This window comes from Anabaenopsis arnoldii, from assembly GCF_028331025.1.
Taxonomy (GTDB): Bacteria; Cyanobacteriota; Cyanobacteriia; order Cyanobacteriales; family Nostocaceae; genus Anabaenopsis; species Anabaenopsis arnoldii.
On sequence record NZ_JAQMUH010000106.1, the window covers coordinates 1 to 21773 of the forward strand.

Annotated in this window: 19 protein-coding genes; 10 read left to right on the plus strand and 9 right to left on the minus strand. The window is 42.5% G+C overall.

The window, feature by feature from the left end:
• Positions 1 to 475: 475 nt before the first annotated feature.
• Positions 476 to 1192: a biliverdin-producing heme oxygenase gene (locus tag PN457_RS09675; RefSeq protein WP_271732983.1), complete on the minus strand. Its 717-nt coding sequence runs from the start codon at positions 1190 to 1192 to the stop codon at positions 476 to 478.
• 481 nt (positions 1193 to 1673) lie between these two features.
• Here PN457_RS09675 and glmM point away from each other — a divergent pair, with 481 nt between their 5' ends.
• The 7 genes from glmM to PN457_RS09710 all read left to right on the plus strand — a co-directional run bounded on the left by glmM (position 1674) and on the right by PN457_RS09710 (position 9105).
• The gene (gene glmM, locus PN457_RS09680; RefSeq protein WP_271732984.1) at positions 1674 to 3122 is read left to right on the plus strand and encodes a phosphoglucosamine mutase; all 1449 of its coding nucleotides are present in this window, start codon (positions 1674 to 1676) and stop codon (positions 3120 to 3122) included.
• Between the two features lie 150 nt (positions 3123 to 3272).
• Positions 3273 to 3911 (plus strand): peroxiredoxin, encoded by a 639-nt coding sequence (locus tag PN457_RS09685; protein ID WP_271732986.1) that lies wholly within the window; start codon positions 3273 to 3275, stop codon positions 3909 to 3911.
• A 264-nt stretch (positions 3912 to 4175) separates the two neighbouring features.
• Positions 4176 to 5153, plus strand: coding sequence for a cysteine synthase A (locus tag PN457_RS09690; protein ID WP_271732988.1), 978 nt, complete (start codon positions 4176 to 4178; stop codon positions 5151 to 5153).
• 121 nt (positions 5154 to 5274) lie between these two features.
• Positions 5275 to 5601, plus strand: coding sequence for a (2Fe-2S) ferredoxin domain-containing protein (locus PN457_RS09695; protein WP_271732990.1), 327 nt, complete (start codon positions 5275 to 5277; stop codon positions 5599 to 5601).
• A gap of 57 nt (positions 5602 to 5658) precedes the next feature.
• Complete coding sequence (locus PN457_RS09700) at positions 5659 to 6564, plus strand: DUF5331 domain-containing protein (RefSeq protein WP_271732992.1); 906 nt, start codon at positions 5659 to 5661, stop codon at positions 6562 to 6564.
• 114 nt (positions 6565 to 6678) lie between these two features.
• A complete protein-coding gene (locus PN457_RS09705) occupies positions 6679 to 7443 on the plus strand; it encodes a COP23 domain-containing protein (protein ID WP_271732994.1) in 765 nt (254 codons plus the stop codon).
• Between the two features lie 573 nt (positions 7444 to 8016).
• Positions 8017 to 9105 (plus strand): DNA methyltransferase, encoded by a 1089-nt coding sequence (locus tag PN457_RS09710; RefSeq protein WP_271732995.1) that lies wholly within the window; start codon positions 8017 to 8019, stop codon positions 9103 to 9105.
• On the opposite strand, the gene PN457_RS09715 is transcribed toward PN457_RS09710, so the two are convergent.
• From PN457_RS09715 to PN457_RS09735, 5 genes are all read right to left on the minus strand, one after another.
• Positions 9071 to 9991 carry a hypothetical protein gene (locus PN457_RS09715; protein WP_271732996.1) on the minus strand — a complete coding sequence of 307 codons (921 nt, stop codon included), beginning with the start codon at positions 9989 to 9991 and terminating at the stop codon, positions 9071 to 9073. The genes PN457_RS09710 and PN457_RS09715 overlap by 35 nt on opposite strands.
• On the minus strand, positions 9988 to 10248 hold the full coding sequence (locus tag PN457_RS09720; protein WP_271732997.1) for a helix-turn-helix domain-containing protein: 261 nt from the start codon (positions 10246 to 10248) through the stop codon (positions 9988 to 9990). The genes PN457_RS09715 and PN457_RS09720 overlap by 4 nt, the downstream gene beginning before the upstream one ends.
• Before the next feature lie 167 nt (positions 10249 to 10415).
• Positions 10416 to 12521 carry an aminodeoxychorismate synthase component I gene (gene pabB / locus PN457_RS09725; protein WP_271732999.1) on the minus strand — a complete coding sequence of 702 codons (2106 nt, stop codon included), beginning with the start codon at positions 12519 to 12521 and terminating at the stop codon, positions 10416 to 10418.
• Between the two features lie 38 nt (positions 12522 to 12559).
• Complete coding sequence (locus PN457_RS09730; protein WP_271733001.1) at positions 12560 to 13105, minus strand: single-stranded DNA-binding protein; 546 nt, start codon at positions 13103 to 13105, stop codon at positions 12560 to 12562.
• A 48-nt stretch (positions 13106 to 13153) separates the two neighbouring features.
• A complete protein-coding gene (locus tag PN457_RS09735; protein ID WP_271733003.1) occupies positions 13154 to 13333 on the minus strand; it encodes a hypothetical protein in 180 nt (59 codons plus the stop codon).
• 172 nt (positions 13334 to 13505) lie between these two features.
• Between PN457_RS09735 and PN457_RS09740 the strand changes: the two genes are divergently transcribed.
• Entirely contained in the window at positions 13506 to 14801 is a 1296-nt protein-coding gene (locus tag PN457_RS09740) for an ABC transporter ATP-binding protein (RefSeq protein ID WP_271733005.1), read from the plus strand.
• Between the two features lie 126 nt (positions 14802 to 14927).
• Here the strand turns inward: PN457_RS09740 and PN457_RS09745 are convergent, their stop codons facing one another.
• Complete coding sequence (locus PN457_RS09745; protein WP_271733006.1) at positions 14928 to 17456, minus strand: mannose-1-phosphate guanyltransferase; 2529 nt, start codon at positions 17454 to 17456, stop codon at positions 14928 to 14930.
• A gap of 349 nt (positions 17457 to 17805) precedes the next feature.
• Here PN457_RS09745 and PN457_RS09750 point away from each other — a divergent pair, with 349 nt between their 5' ends.
• On the plus strand, positions 17806 to 17997 hold the full coding sequence (locus tag PN457_RS09750) for a hypothetical protein (protein WP_271733008.1): 192 nt from the start codon (positions 17806 to 17808) through the stop codon (positions 17995 to 17997).
• A 144-nt stretch (positions 17998 to 18141) separates the two neighbouring features.
• On the opposite strand, the gene PN457_RS09755 is transcribed toward PN457_RS09750, so the two are convergent.
• Positions 18142 to 18411 (minus strand): YciI family protein, encoded by a 270-nt coding sequence (locus PN457_RS09755; RefSeq protein ID WP_271733010.1) that lies wholly within the window; start codon positions 18409 to 18411, stop codon positions 18142 to 18144.
• Between the two features lie 133 nt (positions 18412 to 18544).
• Positions 18545 to 20980, minus strand: a complete 2436-nt coding sequence (gene pheT / locus PN457_RS09760) for a phenylalanine--tRNA ligase subunit beta (protein WP_271733011.1) — start codon at positions 20978 to 20980, stop codon at positions 18545 to 18547.
• Positions 20981 to 21306: 326 nt separating this feature from the next.
• Between pheT and PN457_RS09765 the strand changes: the two genes are divergently transcribed.
• On the plus strand, positions 21307 to 21759 hold the full coding sequence (locus PN457_RS09765) for a type I restriction-modification system subunit M N-terminal domain-containing protein (protein WP_271733012.1): 453 nt from the start codon (positions 21307 to 21309) through the stop codon (positions 21757 to 21759).
• The last annotated feature ends 14 nt before the right edge of the window (positions 21760 to 21773 follow it).

Consider the following 21773-nt stretch of genomic DNA (forward strand, 5'->3'; position numbering starts at 1 on the left):
AGGCTTACCGTATAAGGGAAATAATGTTGGTTATTGAAGAAAATGCCTGAATATTCCTTCTTAATCTCTGTTCGGTGTGTTCCCTGTTCCCTGTTCCCTCGAACCAGTTGTTAAATTAGCATAACAAGTACGGTAGAGCCAGAAATGATTGTGTAGCACTGTTTTTATCTATCTGAATCTGTGCTACACGCTCCACTATAGTTTCAATATTTGGGAATACTATTGATGTCATTTTAATATGAAACCCTAAGATACAATAGATTTGTATACTTGACTAGCAAAAACCTATAGCTTATAGCAATAGGGGAGTTCTTGATAACAGTTTTTGTCTTCATCAGTGTTTTCAATGTCGCCTAAAAAGTATTTTACTAAATTGTTTAATTTTTTGGGGCTAATTTCCCTCTGGTTGTCTTCATATACAGAAAACAATCACAGGGATATTACCCCCATATATAGTCACTCAAACTCCAAAAAATTACGACTCAGTAGCTAGTTCACTGTTACCACGTTGACGACGACGGGTGAGACTATTAAACAGCATCACACCGATGGACTTGATCAAATTACCTTCCAATTCCTGGAACATCTTCATATTCATCCCAAAGGCGGCGTTAGCTTCATCGACAATGCGATCGCCTGTAGCATCATCAATAGGTAATTCATCCAGAGTTTGACGGTATTGAGTTTTGAATCCCTTCTCGTCGGTAATCTCTGCAAACTCATAGAAAGCAGTACCTTGACCTTCCGACAAGTTCATGGCTGTGACTGCAATGTTTTTGAGGATTTGACCCCCTGATAGGTCACCTAAATAGCGGGTATAGGAATGAGCGATTAATAATTCTGGTTCTGTTTGGGAAATTTCGCGGATGCGTTGCACATAAGCCTCACCTGCTGGCGATAGTTGAATTTCCCCCCGCCAGTTAGCACCAAAATAGTAACTTAGGTCTTGCTCTAAAGTTTGCTTACGGTTGAGTTGGGGAAAGTTAATTTTACCGACAATGGGATGCTGACGGTGTTTTTCCATCTCTTCTTCCATGGCCGAGTAGATGAAGTAAAAGTTAGCAACTAGTTTTCGGTAGGAGTTTTTCTCTACAACTCCCTTTAAAAAGCACTTGACAAAACCCACATTTTCTGCCATTGTATGGGCTTTTTTAGTGCCTACACGTAATTTGCTTGCTAAATTGCTGCTCATACTAAATCTCTCAAGTTAAAAGGTTAATTGCCGAATTTAGGATTTATGAATGACTAAAAAAGCCATTAAGATGTTAGATTAGAACTATTTGATGAGAATTTATATTAATTTTTTTTAAGTATCTTGAATTTGTAGGTTGCTCCAAGGGTCTATAGACCACTACCACCAGGGTGAAGTCAAAACTAAAACATCTGATTTTTACCATCCTGGTATCAATCCTAGTTATTCCGCCTGTGTTCAAATTGCTAAATAGCAGCTAACAAGTGTAGAAAGGAATAATTGAATTGAAAACCATTAAATAAGATAAAACTCGGTAAATATTAAATATTGACAATTGAGAAAGGATAATACAGTATTGTCACATAATAATGTGTGATTCAAATGATTTTCGCCAAAAAAAGCGCATATATTACTTACACAGAGAAACTTAACTCAAGTATAACTGCTGAGTCAACCTGTAATTACGTGGGATATTGAACTTATGGTGACATCTATCAACACAAACCAAAGTAACGTTCAAGGTAGTTATCCATGTGAATCTCACAATTGGAGGTTAAACCTAAGTTCAGTAGCTAATACCCGCTTATTTGGTACAGACGGTATTCGTGGGCAAGTAGGAGAATTACTAAATGCTCCCTTAGCTTTGGAAGTGGGTTTCTGGACGGGTGTGATTTTGCAAAAACATGGTGGTCACACAGGGCCAGTTATCCTGGGGCAAGATTCCAGAAACTCTAGTGATATGCTGGCAATGGCGTTGAGTGCGGGGTTAACAGCGTCCGGGGTGGAGGTTTGGTATTTGGGGTTATGTCCCACTCCTACCGTGGCTTACCTCACCAGTATGAGTGAGGCCATAGGTGGAGTGATGATTTCTGCTAGTCATAACCCACCAGAAGACAACGGGATTAAGATTTTTAATGGTAATGGTACTAAATTATCTCCAGCCTTGCAGGCGGAAATCGAGGCGGGAGTAAGGGGTGATGGAGTTGCAGGTAAAGTTACTAATTGTGGACGGCATTATTCTCGCCGGGAACTAGTAGACCAGTATGGGGACATCTTAAAGCAATCCTTGCCGGAAAAGGTCAATCTGCAAGGACTGAAAATTGTTTTAGACCTAGCGTGGGGTGCAGCGGTGGGGTTAGCACCCAAAGTATTTACCGCCATGGGGGCGGAGGTGATCAGCCTACATAATCAAGCTGATGGCGATCGCATTAATGTTAACTGTGGATCGACTCACCTAGGAATTCTGCAAGCCGCGGTCAAAGAACATAACGCAGACTTGGGCTTTGCCTTTGATGGCGATGCCGATCGCATTTTAGCTGTAGATCATACTGGTAGGCCAGTAGATGGCGATTACATCCTTTACCTATGGGGTAGACACCTACAACAACAGCAACAACTACCAGATAACCTGATTGTTTCTACAGTCATGGCTAACTTAGGCTTTGAGAGAGCTTGGCAAAAACAGGGTGGGAAGTTAATTCGCACCGCCGTAGGTGATCAATATGTGCAAGCAGAAATGATGCGCACAGGGGGGATGTTAGGTGGTGAACAATCTGGTCATATTCTCTGCCGCCATTATGCCATTACCGGTGATGGGTTGTTAACAGCATTACATCTAGCAGGATTGGTGACAGCAGCGGGTGTTCCCCTCAGTCAAATGGTAGATGAAAGTTTTCAAACTTACCCCCAATTATTGCGGAATGTGCGAGTTACAGATCGCGATCGGCGATTAAATTGGCAAGATTGCCAACCCTTGCAACAAGCGATCGCCCAAGCCGAAGCTGCAATGGGTGATGCGGGGAGAATATTAGTCCGGGCTTCCGGTACAGAACCGGTAATCAGAGTCATGGTAGAAGCTGTTAATGATGAATTGGCTAACCACTGGACAGATGAATTAGTATCTCAAGTCCGGCAGCACCTAGCAGTTTAAAACTGTTAAATTTTCATAAGTTGATTTTCCAGTCTTGACGGGAAAATGAAATTTTGTTAAAAAGTGCTAAAAGCCTCTAGGAAAACCGTGTATTGTGTCATGATGGCAAAGTAGAATACATATGCCTTTCTAAATTACAGGGAATCTTACATGACTCTCCGTCTTGGTGATACAGTACCTAACTTTACACAAGCATCCACACACGGCGATATCAACTTTTATGAATGGGCAGGTGACAGCTGGGTAGTGCTGTTTTCTCACCCGGCTGATTTCACCCCCGTTTGTACCACTGAACTAGGCACAGTGGCCAAACTCAAACCGGAATTTGACAAACGTAACGTCAAACCCATCGCCCTGAGCGTTGATGATGTTGACTCCCATAATGGCTGGGTAGGAGATATCGAAGAAACTCAAGGAACCGCCCTCAATTACCCAATTCTCGCCGATGCAGACAAAAAGGTTTCTGACCTTTATGATATGATTCACCCCAACGCAGCTGCTAACATCACCGTGCGTTCTGTCTTCATCATCGACCCTAATAAAAAACTGCGCCTGAGCTTTACCTATCCCCCCAGCACTGGCCGCAACTTTGATGAACTTTTACGGGTAATTGACTCTCTACAACTGACCGATAATTACAGCGTAGCTACACCTGCTGACTGGAAAGATGGGGATGATTGTGTCATAGTCCCCTCACTCAAAGATCCAGAAGTTCTCAAAGAGAAATTCCCCAAAGGCTACCAAGAAATTAAGCCTTATCTGAGAATGACCCCTCAGCCTAACAAGTAAAACTGCTCCTTAGTCCACTTACAATATTAAACCCAGCGCCAAGACCAGACGATACCTTGGCGTTTTTGCCTATCAATCTAGATTAAACCGTCTTCTTGTCACAGTGGCCAAGGGTGCAAATCCTTTAATAACACAACAAAAGCGATCGCTCAATAGCTGGTCTTGAGACCGACCCAAAGCAAGAGATATTCATGGCAGAATCTGTACATCTGAACACTGCCATCAGGCAAAATTTTTATAGACAAGAACTCAGGTAAAATCAAAATGGATATCAAAAATGGATTTGTTGGCACCGTTGGTAACACACCACTAATTCGCCTAAACAGCTTTAGTGAAGAAACGGGTTGCGAAATCCTTGGTAAGGCAGAATTTCTGAATCCTGGGGGTTCCGTCAAAGACCGCGCTGCACTTTATATTATTGAAGATGCGGAAAAAAAAGGCCTACTCAAGCCCGGTGGTACTGTGGTTGAAGGAACCGCCGGTAATACTGGTATTGGACTAGCGCATATTTGCAACGCTAAAGGCTATAAATGCCTAATTATTATTCCCAATACCCAATCCCAAGAGAAAATAGATGCACTCACGACCCTGGGGGCACAAGTGCGCACCGTTCCCGCAGTTCCCTACAAAGACCCCAATAACTACGTTAAACTATCTGGCAGAATCGCCGCCGAATTAGATAATGCTATTTGGGCTAATCAGTTTGATAACTTAGCTAACCGCCTCGCCCACTACGAAACCACGGCCCCAGAAATTTGGGCACAGACAAAGGGGAAAATTGACGCTTGGACAGCTGCAACTGGTACTGGTGGTACTTTTGCTGGTGTATCAATGTACCTAAAATCACAAAATCCATCTGTTAAATGTGTAGTTGCCGACCCCCTAGGTAGTGGACTGTATAGCTACATCAAAACCGGTGAAATCAAGATTGAAGGTAGTTCTATTACAGAAGGCATCGGTAATAGCCGCATCACTGCCAATATGGAAGGCGCACCCATTGACGACGCTATTCAGATAGATGACACAGAGGCTTTACGGGTGGTATATCAACTGCTGCGGAAAGATGGGCTATTAATGGGCGGTTCCACGGGGATTAATGTTGGCGCGGCTGTAGCTTTAGCAAAGCAGATGGGACCAGGACATACTATTGCTACCATATTATGTGATAGTGGTTCCCGGTATCAGTCACGCATATTCAATCACCAATGGCTAGCCTCAAAAGGATTAGTCATTAGTGATTAGTAGTTGGTTATGGCGCTAGGAATATCTCACCTGATTAAACCTTAGCCCCACCCTCTCCTAGGTAAGGAGAGGGAGCTTATCAGTCAATATTTTTGCTGTATATCTACCACTTGATAGAGCAATGTCAAATATAAGTCAACCATCCAACTTCCCAAAGACAGACCCAAAGTCTGCGGCTAGATGTGTGCGAGTGTGCCAAAATCGTACTTGTAAAAAGCAAGGTGCAGCAAAGGTATTAGCCGCTTTTACAAGTTTACCAGTTGCCAATGTAACGATAATAGCCAGTGGCTGCTTAGGACAGTGTGGTAACGGGCCAATGGTGCTAGTTTTACCCGATATGGTTTGGTATAGCGGCGTTAAACCCGATGAAGTACCTCTACTGGTAAAACAACATTTGTTAGGTGGTGAAAGTGTCAAAAAAATGCTATATCGTCGCTTTCATCGCTAATATTAAGTAAATCCAAAATATAAAATACTACTCAATTTCTGACCAAGGGGAAAATCCATGAATATTCAGCAGCTGCGCCAGTCCGTGAAAATTAAGTGGCTGAGTTACTACCAGCAAAATCGCTCTTGGCTGGCAAAAATCAGGGTTTGGGGTACTTACAATGGTCTGCGTCGTCCTTCATCTGGGTTTATTTTGGCCACTTTGTCGGTTTTAGAGCCGCAATTTCAGGATTATCTTTCTTTTATGGTGGATTTAAATAGTAATCCCGATCAGATAGTTACAGCTTTAGGTCTTAACTTTAATCCTGACCAAGAATTAGATGTAATTAACTCTGAGGATTCTACAAGTGAGTGGGAAAGGGAATCTTTGCCAGAAAATTATACTCAAACCAAAGATGTGGCTTTAGTTGCACCTACTATTAAGATTGCTAGTCCTGCCACTGCGAATGTTAATCTGCCGCGCTTGCCTGAATCTGTTGCACCGTATACAAAAAATCATGAAATTATTCCCACGGTTGCAATGGCGACTAAGGTTACTTCTGCACCGGGTGCTAAAATAGCATATTCTACTAAACTACCTGCCAATTTACTACGTCAATATCAACCAGTGCGATTACCTCTGACAGTAGGGGAAAGGCGATCGCCCCTAGCAATGACAATGGAGGTAATTCACAAAGCCAAAACTCGACCTTGTGCAAAAGTCCGAGATCCTCGGTTTGATCATCTACCTATGAAGTTTTGGACTCTTTTACTACAAAAAAACTATTTAACTGGGGTTTTATTCCTACTTGACTACCTCAAACGCCCAGTTTCCCGGAATCAGGGGGAAATATCGCCAAAACCGAAAAATGTTCGCCCTCAACTCACCCCATCACCTAGTACCCATAGTCGTAGTCTGGCGAATTGGATAGATGAGTTTTGTCAGGGTAGAAACTATAACCCAGAACAAGCTATTTCCATGTAATCTTGAGGTCGCTACTTCTACAAAAAAAGCAGCATCTTTGATGAATCAAAAATCCCCAATTATTCGTCACTGAAGTTATCAACACCTAACTACGTTGAGAGTGGGAAATCATTTATGTTTGCACAACTTTTCAAGTTTGGATGTTTGGGCAGTCTTGGCTTATCATTACTAATGAGTAATTCTACGGCACTAGCTCAATTTAATGATTCTAGTTCCGGTGAGGTGGTTGTACCCACCATACCCTCAGGGGGTACATCAACGCCAACCACTCCACCCATAAACACACCAACGGTAACTAGTGGCACTCGGTTTACTTGTCAATTTTATAATGGACAGTACACTGTCATGTACCAACCACAAAGTATACCAGGAGAATTCTTCCCCTGGGCTGCACCTAGGACTTTAGGTGGTGGTTGGAGTCCCCAAAGACGCTGTGAAGCTATTGCCAGTCGCTTAGAATTATATCGCCCAGATGGTCTGGAAGAACTGCAAACATCTGTACAAAATAATGAAAACATCGTTTGCGTGACTACACGGACTAATCCTTTGTGTCGGATTGTGTTGACTGTACCCCGTGATAAAGACCCATTTGTAGTACTCAATGACGTTTTCCAAAACTTGATTACCGCTGATAGTGGAAGACAGACAGTACCCGTGAATACTTATATTAGCAATGGTAGAAGAGTAAATGGATTAGACAACTTAGGGCGCACAGTTGTAGGTCGTGGTAACAATCCCATGACTGCATCTAGAAGCGGTATTAATTTAAAACCTTTCCTCACCCGTGAAGATGGTGGAACTTTGACCAGTAGCACTACCCAGAACCCTGAGTCAGCACCTGCAAACCGCCGTCGCTTGAATCCTAATAGTTTCCCTTAACACTGGCAATTTTGATTAGTCCCCAAGGCGATCTCTAGGGTAAGATTTATCTAGACTTACCCAGAACTTACGCAAAACAGAACGAAACTAGGGGTAATTCATGAATCACCCGTACATCAGAACTAGGTTTTTAGTCCAATCTTGCGTAAGTCTTATTACCCTAAGAGGTTGTTTGGAAAGTATTAAACAGGTAATTTTTATATTAGGGAACAGGGAACACCGAACACCGAAGGATTGGGGAATGGGAAGGATTGGGGAACACACAAAAAACAATAAAATCCAGTCCCCTCCCCTGACAAGGGGAGGGTTAGGGTGGGGTCAAACAATGTTTGATACACTAATCATGACTTATCAAACATCCTCTAAGAAAAATCCCAGGCATCAAAAGTATTTGTGTTCAAGAAATCTAATCAACCTATTCAGCTAAACGTAAGTATTGAGTAGAAATATATATGAAATTGCTCGATTGAGAATAAAGTGCGGTTGGCGTTTATTTTAGTGTCTCTCACTAGATTATTATCCTAAAATAGGATATATTTACATATATCATGATTTGAAGAGCCGAAAGAATCAATGAGCCGATCTAATCCAGAAGCTAGTTCTACAGTTACCTTGAAAAGTAAAGCCACCAGTACAGTTGGCCGCGGAAAGGTCGTTAGCCCAAACACCAAACTTAACTTTTCGGAATGGAGAGATGAGTACGTTGCTTTATTTCTAGGTAATAGCTTTGAACATTATCAAGATTGGGAGCAGCCTAGTGTAATCGTTTCAGATGGGGCTTATGGTATTCTTGGTTTTGAAGGAGACACATCTGATCATATTGATTTGCCCAATTGGTATGAGCCTCATATTGAGGAGTGGTCAAAAGCAGCGATGCCATACACAACACTCTGGTTTTGGAACTCAGAAATTGGCTGGGCTGTGGTACATCCAATTTTAGAAAAGTATGGTTGGCGCTATATTAACTGCAATATTTGGAATAAAGGCAAAGGTCACATTGCAGGGAATGTTAACACAGAAAAAATTCGCAGATTTCCGGTGGTTACAGAAGTTTGTGTTCAATATGTAAGAGAAGTTAGAATTAACGAACTTACCTTAAAAGCCTGGTTACTGAAAGAATGGAAACGGTCTAGATTGCCTTTACGAAGAGCAAACGATGCTTGTGGTGTGGTAGATGCGGCCACTAGGAAATATTTTGATCAAGGACATTTATGGTACTTTCCCCCTCCAGAGATGTTTGAAAGGCTAGTAAATTATGCGAATGAGCATGGTAGCTCTGAAGGAAAACCTTATTTTTCTCTAGATGGTAATCAACCATTGACAGGAGCACAATGGAGTAAAATGCGATCAAAGTTTAGATGTCCTCATGGTTTTACCAATGTATGGGAACGCCAACCCCTACGAGGTGATGAAAGAGTTAAAACAACATCTGGAAAGGCATTGCATCTTAACCAAAAGCCTCTCGATTTGATGACCATGATTATTGAATCATCAAGTGATGAATATGATGTAGTCTGGGAACCCTTCGGGGGACTGTTTAGTGCGTCTTTAGCAGCCCGGAAACTCAGGCGCAAAGCCTACTCGTGTGAAATTGATCCAGATTATTTCTATTATGGAGTCGAGCGATTTAATCCAGAAGTTCATCAATGCTCTCTTCTTTAATCCCTAGATACTCCTGCAATGATTTTTTTATAGTGACTTGTTGGTGGCTTGATAAAATCCTGTTCCATTGTTTAACTGGCATACCACAAACTTCAACCCTGTAAACACGTTTCTTGAATTCCTCAATGCCGGGGTGCATAATTCTGTCTATTTTAGCAAAGTTAGTGTCTAGCCTGTATTTATATCGTATTAGTAATTCCCGTAGAAGGTGCTGATATTCCTTAGTCGGCTTGTAAATTTTGGCTTCAGATCCCCATGAGTCAACTATTTTCTGAGCCTCTAAAAATTCACTGTCAGAACCTTGAAATTTATAGCCATTAGTGTTCGTTTGCTGTAAATTTGCCGTCCTTTGGGTTGTATCCTCTGGCTCCAAAACAAGATAGTCTGGCGGATTATGGTAATGAGTGTCTCTAGCTAGAGCTACTGACAAGCCAGATACAACACACACATCTAAAATACGAGGTTTTCCGTAAATAATCTTCTCAGGTAGCCATGCCAATATCGCAACGTGAGTTTGATCAAATTGAAAGTGATTCTGGCTATCTTTGAATCGCGCTGTTATCTCTGTTGCCAATGGAAACCATGCTTTAATCTCTAATCCTGGTATTGGTTGAATGTTTCCCACAAAGATAGCATCAGGGAATCCCGGATCTTGCCTCTGCCATGTTCCAAATTCAGCAAAATCATCCTGCTTATTTAAAAACTCAACAGTGTTAAATTCGATTAGATTTCCCAGTAATGGTGAAAGCTTCGAGATCACTTTAGCTAAATTGACTGCTGCATTAACTGTCATAGGTTTAGATATGTTTAAAACATCAAATGTATGCCCCGATAAATTAGCTAAATACTCAGCAGCAAGTTTGATTACATCTTGTGTGTTCATCATTTTTCTTCACAAGATGCTTTAGATATTTGTTGTTCAACCTTCCTCAGAATGGCACAAGGATCCACGCCAATTACCCGAGTAACTATGATAAACTCAACGACATCCAAGCGCCGCTCCCCATTCTCATATTTAGCAACAAAAGATTGGGGTTTTTCAAGAGATTTAGCGAGAGATTCCTGAGTAAGTTGTGCTTCCTTGCGTGCCGCAATCATACAGCGCCGGAATATTTCATACTCATGGCTGGAGATAGATTTCATAGGGCTTTGGCTTTAGCACTATATGTATGTCAGTACAATAAACCTATTTTCGGATAATCCCAAAACAGGATAAAAGGTGGGTTGAGCTAATTAACAAGATTCCTGTGTTTGTCCGTCCAGTTTAATAGGAGAGGCGATCGCGGATTCTCAAAAACTATGATCATAAATTACGATAAAGCCTGAATTAACGCCTTACCTTTGAGAAAAGCCTCCTCAAACTCAGCTTCCGGTTCAGATAAAGCCACAATACCACCGCCAATCCCAATAGAAGTCCCTCTAGGAGTCAACACTGCGGTACGAATGACAATATTTAAATCTGCTGCACCATTGAGAGCTAAAAACCCAATAGCACCGGAATAAACTCCACGAGCTTCAGATTCTAACTCATCGATAATCTTCATAGTTCTAATTTTCGGCGCACCCGTCATCGAACCACCGGGAAACGCCATTCTAATACAATCAGTAGCAGTCATATCCGCGCGTAAATAACCCCGAATCGTACTCACAAGTTGATGTACTGTGGCGTAAGTTTCCACATCCATCAACTTTGTCACCTGGATACTACCCACTTCACATACCAAACCTAAATCATTGCGTAACAAATCCACAATCATTAAGTTTTCGGCGCGGTCTTTTTCACTACTGAGCAGTTTTTCCCGCAGTATTTTATCTTCCTCTGGAGTCTGACCACGGCCTAAAGTTCCTTTAATCGGCTTAGTTTCTACCCACCCAGCGCGGTCAATACGTAAAAATCGTTCTGGGGATGAACAAGCAATAGCAACTTCACCAAAGCGCATAAATGCCGAGTAAGGAGCCGGATTAACTCGGCGTAAGGTACGATAAAAGCATAATGGATCGGGAGCAGCATCTGTGTAAAGTTTATTAGTCAAACAAATTTGATAGCTTTCCCCGTCCTTAATTTTGTGCAGACATTGGTAAATATCATTTATGTAGGTCTGGTGAGAACGACTCAGACGAAAATTGATGGGGGTATGACTAAGGGGCGGTACAATAGGTGGAAGGTCTGGGAGTGTGCGCAGTTGTTTTTCTGTTGACTCTAACCACTCCTTTGCTGCTGTAGTTTGATGCTGTTTGGCCAGACATACCAGATAGGTAGTTTGTTCTTGGTGGTCAAACACAATGATTTGATCAGCTAACAGAAACATAGCATCGGGAAGGGGTCCACAATGAACTAACTCAGAACCACATTCTGCCTTGATTTCATAACCAAAGTAGCCCACAAACCCACAATTGAAGTCAAAGGGTAGCTCATCAGACTGATAACTACGCTCATTAATTTGACTTTGAAGATAGTCAAAAATACTGGCATTTATCTGTGTCTTTTGACCAGATTGGGTAATAGTTAATTCTCTAGTTTCCGTGCGGTATTCAACCAACAAGCTATTTAAACCGCCACTTCCTCCCATAAAAGAGAAGCGAGAAAGACCAGGCTCAACTAAGCTACTATCAAGCCAAAAGGCGTGAGTATCTTTACCGATCGCTTGTGTGGCCTGGCCATACAGATGTACAAACACCTGTTCTGGATCTGGATAGATATCCAGTTTTTGACTATAAACTTGGTACTGGCAAGGAAGAATAGGATTTTGTCGAGTCAATTTTTTGGCACTGTCTTGATACTTAGTTTCTCTCTCTCGGTTCGGGGATAAGTTCTTAGTAAAATTACGGAAGTTTTCTAAAATCTTCCAGCCGTATTCAGTGCAGATTGATTCGGGATGAAATTGCACACCCCAAAATGGTAAATACCGATGACGCAGCCCCATGATCAATCCGGCTTCTGTCCAAGCGACTCTTTCTAAACAGTTGGGTAAGTCTTGGGCAACCATTAAGGAATGGTAGCGTACCACAGAGAAGCCCTGGGGAATTCCCTCAAATAGAGCAGAACAATTGTGATATATTTTACTAGATTGCCCATGCATAACCTCCGGTGCATGAGTTACAGTACCGCCGTATACATGAGCTAGTCCCTGGTGACCAAGACAAACACCCAGCAGGGGTACATCAAGATTTTGGAGATTTTGAATCACTTGGCCGCAGCTACCAAAGTCCGAGACATTTTCTGGACGACCCGGACCTGGGGAAATCACAACATTGTCAAATGTGAGTTTGATTACATCCTTCCAATCAATCTGATCATTGCGAATTACCAGGGGAAGTTCTCCATTCACCTGAGCGAGCATCTGATAGAGATTAAATGTATAGGAGTCGTAGTTATCAATAATCAGCGATCGCACTTCATGTTTCCCCTTGCTCATTACTCAACGGTTCTTGTGACCCAGTTCCCATCCCCGACTTAGAAAGGAATGTCATCGGGATCTTGTTCTTGCTCGTTCACAGGGGGATAAGCAGTGCGTTCAAAATTTTGGACTGGCTGTGTGGATGGGAAGTTGTTCCGCTGAGGTGCAGCGCCAACGGGAGTCGGGGCGCTGACTGGAGGTAATTCAACTTCGTTGCGTGAAGGTGTAACAACAGGGGATGCTGTTTGTAGGGGTGTTGAGGTGACTGACGAATTTATCGTTGTGGATGATGTAAAATTACTTCCTAGAGGTTGAATCTGTTGTACTGTTAATTCAGCCCGTTTTTCTTTAAACCCTTCTTGACGCTCAACAGTGTGCATCCCTAAGCGTCCTGCTAAAATCACGCGATCGCCTTGGTGGTAGTTTTGCTGAATTTCTGTAGCCATATTCCCCCAGCCCACTACCTTTAGGGTAACTAACTGGTCTTCTGCACGCTGAGAATTGGGGAACTGTACCAGCATTTCTGTGATTGCTAAGTTATCCGCTGTATAGCGTAATTGTGGTTCTTGAATGATTTCCGCCATTAAAACGCAGCTATTCATTGAATCCTCCTAATTGGACAAGTTTTTGATCAAGCAATAAGATTTTAATTAGCTAACTATATTTAATTTGCCTAAATGAATTCCTGACATACACTTTGAGCTTTGAGTCTTTTCTAGCATAAAAGCCAAGCGATCGCTTTGAATAGTACTTGCGATACCATTCCCTACCTTCGCCTGACTACAACGAGCATTAAATTCTGCATGAGTAGTACAATCATACCACTTCATGGGCAAAAAATACTCTCATAAATCTAGGGTAGTCTGCTTTGTTGGTTACAGTTTTTTTACTTTTCCTAGTCACAGGTAACATATATCATGGGTGCTGATAGCGTAGCGTGGGGTAAGCCATACCTTCCCCTGTGCGGAGTCAGCCATATAATTACCGTTACTTCAGATACTCGTGGCGCAAGTTGTTTTAGAAAATATTTATAAAACGTTTCCCCAGCGGAAAGGGGAAAGTGTAGCATCCCAAACCTTTCCTAGTCATAGGAATAAAAAAAATGCTACCCCAGAACCGGCAGAAGTTATCAATGTCTTACGGCGAATTAATTTGACCATCGCCGATGGTGAATTTATGGTGCTGGTGGGTCCTTCAGGTTGTGGTAAAAGCACTCTACTCCGGTTAATTGCCGGGTTAGAAGCGATGACAGCAGGGAATATTTGGGTGGGCGATCGCTTAATTAATCACCTACCACCCAAAGAAAGAGACATTGCCATGGTGTTTCAAAATTACGCCCTCTACCCCCACATGACTGTCTATGACAACATTGCTTTTGGACTCCGTCGCCGCCCATTAGGCAATGGGGAAAGTCAAAACTCCTCACTCCCAACATGGGCGACAAATATCCTTGTAGGAATCACCAGAAAGTTACCTAAAGGACTACGTTACATTTCTGATCAAGAAAGGCAGGTAGATCAGCAGGTGCTAAATGTTGCCCAATTATTACAAATGGAAACCTTGCTGAATCGTTTACCCAAACAGCTATCGGGGGGTCAAAGACAACGGGTAGCTTTAGGAAGAGCCATCGCCCGTGACCCCCAAGTGTTTTTAATGGATGAACCCCTTTCTAACTTGGATGCTAAATTGCGGGCCCAAACCCGCGCCCAAATTGTCAAATTGCAACGCCAACTAGGAACCACCACCATTTACGTCACCCATGACCAAACCGAGGCTATGACTATGGGCGATCGCATTGCCATTATGAATCAAGGTCAAATTCAGCAAGTCGCATCCCCATTAGAACTTTATAACCATCCTGCTAACCGCTTTGTGGCTGAATTCATTGGTTCCCCGCCCATGAATTTTATTCCGGTGAGGTTCCATGCTCCGTTATTAATTACCCATAACCATTTTCGCCTCACTCTCCCAGACGTTTGGGCGACACCCCTGCGGAAATATGATCAGCAAACCATCATTTTAGGTATTCGCCCGGAACACTTAATTTTGAGTGTACCAGCGACCAAAAATTTACCCGTCAAAGTAGACTTGGTAGAAAATCTGGGCAATGATTCTTTTGTGTCTGTGAGAATTTCCCCACCTGAATCTCAAATTGAGTATACAGATAACTATCTACAGGTGCGAGTTCCACCGGATAGGTTAGTCAAGGTTGGTGAGGAATTATGGTTCTCGTTAAATCCAGAAAAACTGCACTTTTTTGATCCTCAAACTGAGTTAGCGATAGGTTACCCCGGCTAATCCGCTTTGTTAAACCTACTCAAAACTAACCAAGTCTACACTTAACTTCCGAGCTTCCCAGTGGTCTAAGAATGACTTCTAAATAACCACTATTGTATGGCTATCGCCACGCTATCCTATCAATATTTACACCTCTGCTGGTTGGTATTCTTGTTGTCTTTCCACGAAGGTCTGAACACGAGTGCGGTAGTTTCTGAGTGTTTCATCTACCCAATCGCGATCATTACTGTTGGCATACAAATGTACTAAAGGCTCGCTGGCGTCTGGTAAAACTAATAGCCAACTATCATCGTAGGGTTGGCAAATTTTCACCCCATCAATTAACTCTAGGTTTTGGGCTGGGTGTGTTTCCACTAAATAACGCATCAGCGCTCCTTTAGCACTCCAAGGACAACGGACTGTATAAGCTTTATGAACTACACGGGGTAATTCTGAACGCGCAGTAGCCAGCGATCGCTCTTGAATAGTCAGCATCTCAATTAACTTAGCGATGCAGAACATGGAATCAAAACCCGGATGTAAATGGGGGAAAATAAAACCAGTTTCGCCACTACCGCCTAAGACGACATGAGAATTTTTTTGACAAGCCTCCATCAAAGCTGTAGGATTAGCCTTAGTGCGAATTACCCTGCCATCGTGACGACGGGCGACTTGTTCCACAGCACTAGAAGCATGAACAGGTACAACTACCGTGCCTCTGGGGTTAGATGTTAATATCATGTCTACCATCAGTGCTGTTAAAATTTCCCCCCGGATGGGAAAGCCTGATTCATCAACTAAAATCAACTGTTCCCCATTAGCTGAAACTTGCACACCAAAGTTGGCTTTGAGCGCCTCCACTACATGACCCAGCTGAGTCAGCAGTGTTTCGCGGTCGGTAACTGACATGGCCGATTTATTCACACTCGCATTCAGTACCACTGCATCAGCGCCAAATTTATCTAACATGAGTGGTAAAACCGCCCCAGATACAGCATAAACATAGTCAATTACTACTTTTGCTCGACTGTTGCGCAGGGTATCAACGTTTAACAGCTTCTCAAAGGCTGTGCAATAGCGTTCAATTACTTGACTGGTATAGGCTACATCCCCAACTTCATGAATTTGCGATCGCCGCATATCTTCCTTAAAATAAGCTCCTTCAACTTTCTTCTCCAGAGCTTTGGTAATATTAATCCCCTTAGCATCCATAAATTCAATCAGGATATAATCAGGGCGATCTGGGTGTACCCGTACATGAACCCCACCGGCGACGGACATTGTGGGTATAACTGTCCGTGCTATGGGAATAGCTGTAGCATCGAGATTTTGAATATCAATACCTACAGACATCAAACCAGCAATTAATGACCGGGTAACCATGCGAGAAATGTTGCGTTGATCACGGGAAACTGTCACCTTAGAACCGGGTTTCAGGGTAGAACCGTAAGCAGATCCCAACTTCACAGCAAATTCTGGGGTGATGTCAATATTAGCTAATCCTTGTACACCACGCTGCCCAAATAAGTTTCTTTGAGCAGTGTTCCCCCAAATCAAGTTAATATTGAGCACTGCACCTGATTCAATCTTTTTACTGGGCCAAACCCTGACATTAGGGCTGATTTGTGCTTCTTCCCCTATAGTAGACAGGGAACCCACTACAGCCGCTTCTAAAACATGAGCGCGCCGATCAACACGGGTACCGCGAGAAATCACGCAAGCGCTCAGATGTGCTTCATCTCCGATAATTGACCCATTCCATAAAATCGGTCGTTTCAGATTGGCATCAGCGCCAATGGTGACATTATCTCCGATGATGGTTCCTGCTTCAATTTGCACTCTGGCCCCAATGCGGCAATTATCACCAATTAGGGCGGGAGTTTCAATTATGGCTGTGGAGGGGATAAAGGTATTTTGCCCTACCCACAAGTTTGGTAAAATTTCTGGATAAGCAAAGTCAAGTTTTACTTTACGATCTAAGGCGTCATATTGAGCTTGACGATAGGCATCTAAATGACCCACGTCGCACCAGTAACCTTTAGCAATGTAACCATACAGGGCTTGACCTTTTTCCAGCATTAAGGGAAATAAGTCTTTGGAAAAGTCGCATTCTGTATGAGATGGTAGATAATCTAATACTTCTGGTTCCAGAATGTAAATACCTGTGTTGACCGTATCAGAAAAAATCTCACTGCTAGAAGGTTTTTCTAAAAAGCGCCTAATTTTACTTTCCTCGTCCGTAATTACCACTCCAAATTCTGCGGGGTTGGGAACTCGGGTTAAAACTAAGGTGGCTTTTGATTGTTTTTGCTTGTGGAATGCGATCGCCGCTGTTAAGTCAAAATCTGTGATACTATCACCGCTAATCACTAAAAATGTTTCATCCAGCAGTTCGGCAATATTCTTGACACAGCCTGCGGTTCCTAGGGGTTGGTCTTCTTCCACAGCATAGGTCATCTGCACGCCAAAATCACTGCCATCTTGAAAGTAGTCTCGCAAGACATCTGGTAGATAATGCAATGTAGCAATAACTTCTGTGATTTGATGTCGCTTTAGTAGATTGATGATATGTTCGGCAATGGGCCGATTCAGAATAGGCACCATTGGTTTAGGCAGATCACAAGTTAACGGGCGAAGCCGAGTACCCGAACCGCCTGCCATCAGTACTGCACGCATAAATTCTCCTTAGTTATTTGCAGTTTTTGCTGCTTACACACCCGTGAGAGTATATTGTATGTTCTTTCTTTAGTCTCCTATGGATATTGGTATTTAAGTAACTTACCTAAGAAGCATCTAGTGAGAAATAGGCAGATTTATGATCTCTTCATCAGGAAGCCATGACACAACAAGGAACAAGGAAAATTTGGGATCTTTTGACTTTCAATTGGTTTTTCTTGTCTCTATGTTTTATGGTGGCATTAGGTACTTCATTTTGCTCAATGTTAACTAGCTGTAAAATATGAACTTGCCGAGAGTAAGTATCATAGATTACAGATTTTAAGTGTCAATAACGGAGTCGATGACAATGATCAAGTTAATTATTTTTGGCTTAATAGTGGTTTATGTGGGTGGTGTTTGGAAGTTATGGAATGGCTTTGAACGAACTAATTTCAGTCAAACTTTATCTAATCGCCTGAGTTTATCATTGTTATGGCCAGCTTTATTTATTGCCAATAAGTCATATCGGCGCAATTTTAGAAAAGCTTTAAAAGGCTAATAAACTCACTAATGAAGCCAGTCCAGTTGAGGTAAATGTTCAATAGGTATCCGAAGCTGTGAGAGTTAGAGGGAGTGAATTAGACTAGCCGTAACAGAAAATTTCTCGGTGCGTTACGCGTTCGTCAACGCACCTTATAATTATTCAAAAGGCTTGAATCCACTCTTTCACAAAATATTCAGTCCAGATGCCATTTTTCCAGTAGGGGTCATTTTCCACTAATTGGCGCACAGTTGCTTCGTCTTCAGCTTCGTAAATTCCAAACACTTTAGTAGTATCCTTGGTCGGACCGAGAGTAATCAGTAAACCTGATGCTTTTTGTTTTGCTAACCCATCTAAGTGGTCTTGACGATAGGGATCCCGTTTTTCCAAAACGTTTTCGCAGTAAGTTCCCCACATGATGTATTTCGGCATAATTACTGTTTTTTTATCTTGAAAATATACTTCTTTCCCAAGATTCTACTATATATCTGAGACAGTTAAGATGGGCAATTCTTGAATTTCAAGATTGGAGATTTTGATGGTCAAAACCTCCAATCACTGTTAATTAACTTCTGAGACTAACGCCAAATTTCTCCACTAAAGCTTCACGAACCTTATTATGTACAGGCTCAACTTCAGTATCAGTAAGAGTGCGATCGCTCCCTCGATATACTAGACGAAAAGCTAAACTCCGTTGTCCTGGGGGGACATTTTCACCACGATATTCATCAAACAATTCTACAGATTCCAGCAGTCCCTTTGCGGCTTTGTGAATAGATTTTTCAATTTCTGCCACCGAGACGTTTACAGGTGCGTAGAATGCAATATCGCGATCGCTCGCTGGATAGGTAGAATAAGCCACAAAAGTGGGAATGAGAATTTCATCTTGATCAATGGCATCCAACAACACATTAACATCTAGCTGGAACACATAGACAGAATCAGGTAAACCCCGCTCCTGTCGTAATTGGGGATGAAGTTGCCCAAATATACCCAGTCTGTTACCACCCACCCACAAAGAAGCAGTGCGTCCTGGGTGTAAACGCTGATCGCGACAATCTGGTTGATACTCTACCTTTAAATTGAGTGCATTAAAAACACTTTCCAAAATACCTTTGGCATCAAACCAGGTCATAGGTTGTTCACGACCGCCTTTTGACCACTTACCCAAAAACCTGTCCCCTCCCATAATACCAGCGATCGCATCGGTTTCTTCCAAACCATCTTCTTCTTCCCAGAAAATGCGCCCCATGTCAAAACCATTCAGAGAACCATTTCCTTGCTCTAAATTGTATTGAAAAGCATCAATCAAACCGGATATCAAATCAGTTCGCAGTGCCGAATATTCCCCAAACAAGGGATTACTTAAAACAATTTGTCTATCATCCCCTGGTTTGACCAAAGAATAATGCATCACTTCAGTTAATCCTTCCGCCCTGAGAATAGCGCGTAACTTCCGGATTAACTCTTGATCTACGGGTAAATAACCAGCCTCCGACTTTTCTGGCAGAGTATCACAAAAATTGTCATAGCCATAGAGACGGGCTAACTCCTCAATCAAATCAATTTCCCGTTCTAAATCACGGTAACGATAGGGCGGTACTGTCACCCTCCAAGTTTGTTCACCCGTAGAAGTTAGGTTACATCCCAAAGCAGACAGAATGCGTTCCACATCAGCGGCGGTAATTTCTCCGGTATCCTCTCCCAAATCCACAGGACCGAGCACCTGATTAACTCGGTCAAGACGTAGAGATATAGAACGACTCCAAGTAGATGGGTCTGGGCGAGTGTCAGCAATTTCCTGTTGGACAATCACCCCACCAGCTAATTCACTCATCAGAGATAAAGCACGGTTACAAGCTATTTCTAACTCAGCCCTATTAACACCCCGTTCATATCTTCCCGAAGCCTCACTTCTTAACCCCACACTCCGAGCAGAACGACGAATAACCACAGAATCAAACAAAGCAGCTTCTAAAACAATACTGTGAGTACCGTCATAGACTTCTGTTTCCTCTCCACCCATCACACCCGCCAGCGCAACCGGTGTATTGTTAACAGTAATTAACAAATTTTGGCTTGACAATTTGCGCGTTACCCCATCCAGGGTTTTCAAAGATTCCCCAGCAGTAGCAAAGCGAACACCAACAGTCAGACCCTCACCGCCCCCAACAGATTGTAAACGGTCTTTGTCAAAGGCGTGTAGTGGTTGTCCCCATTCCCATAAAACATAGTTAGTAATATCCACAACATTATTTATAGGTCTTACCCCAGCCGCCCGTAAACGCTGTTGCAACCAATCAGGAGAAGGGGCAATTTTCAGTTGTGCAACTACAGTACCAATATAAGCAGGGCAAGCCTGGGTATCAGCAACTTTTAATTTTAAATTACTAGCACCCCTGGATACTGATGTAGTCTCAGGTTGAGGTATACTTAACTTACCGCCAGTCAAAGCCGCCACTTCCCTGGCTATCCCTACCATACACAGAGCATCAGCACGGTTAGCAGTAGCAGTAACGTCTAAAATTACATCATCTAGACCTAATAACGGACGCACATCACTACCCAAAGGTAGATTTTCCTGGGGGAAAATATGGATTCCATCCACATCACTAGGTAAGCCCAGTTCTTTTAAAGAACAAATCATACCTTGAGAAGGGACACCGCGCAACTTTGCCGGCTTAATTTTTAAATCGATATTTGGTAAATAAGTACCAGTAGTAGCCACTGGTACGTAAATACCCGCCTTGACATTAGGCGCACCACAGACAATATTTAAAGTCTCAGATGCGCCGATATCCACTTGACAAACACTTAATTTATCAGCGTTGGGGTGGGGTTGACGCTCAAGCACTTTACCCACAACCACGCCATTAGCCCAAGTTTGGCGATCTTCGATCTCTTCCACTTCAAACCCAGCCATTGTCAGGGTTTGTGCTAATTCTTCTGGACTCAGTTTAATTTCTACCAGTTCCCGCAGCCAATTTAGAGAAATACGCATGGAGTGTGCTTACTTGTTGAAATATTGTCGAGTGCTGTAGAGACGGAATTAAGGTATCTCTAACAAAGAGGGAGAATACTAATATCTAGTTTTTACCTAGCCTCTTTTGCATCTTGAATCATCCTACCGAAAATTTGGGGTGAGAGCGTCCCAGTTTTATGGCGAGTTGAGCAAAGATTTTTGTTGACACTCCCCCCTGAGTTTGTTACTTGATTGATTTACAATCATAAGTATTACTAAAATCAACGTAAAATCACTGACTAAGTTGATGGTATGATTTAATCAATCAGAACCAGGACAACAGCAGGTAAAGGGTGAGGGACTAAGTGGCCAAGAAACAAACTAAATCTAAAGCTGGTAGCACTAACTTGGGCTTTGAAGAGAAATTATGGCAAGCTGCGGATAAATTGCGGGGTCACTTAGATGCTGCTGAGTATAAACACGTTGTCTTGGGTTTGATTTTCCTTAAGTACATCTCTGATGCTTTTAATGAACTCTACGATAAATTAGCACAGGATGAATACGCCGACCCCGAAGATCGGGACGAATACAAGGCGGAAAATGTATTTTATGTTCCCATACCTGCACGATGGTTACATTTCCAGGGTAACGCTAAAAACCCACGGATTGGGCAATTAGTTGATCAAGGGATGGAAGCCATAGAAAAGGAAAATCCCTCTCTCAAAGGTGTATTACCCATTGATAATATAGTTTACCTGAAGGGGAGACAAACAAGGCTGAAAGCAAGGCAGTGTCAAGAATGTGACGATTTATGGTAGAAAAAGATAGGTCA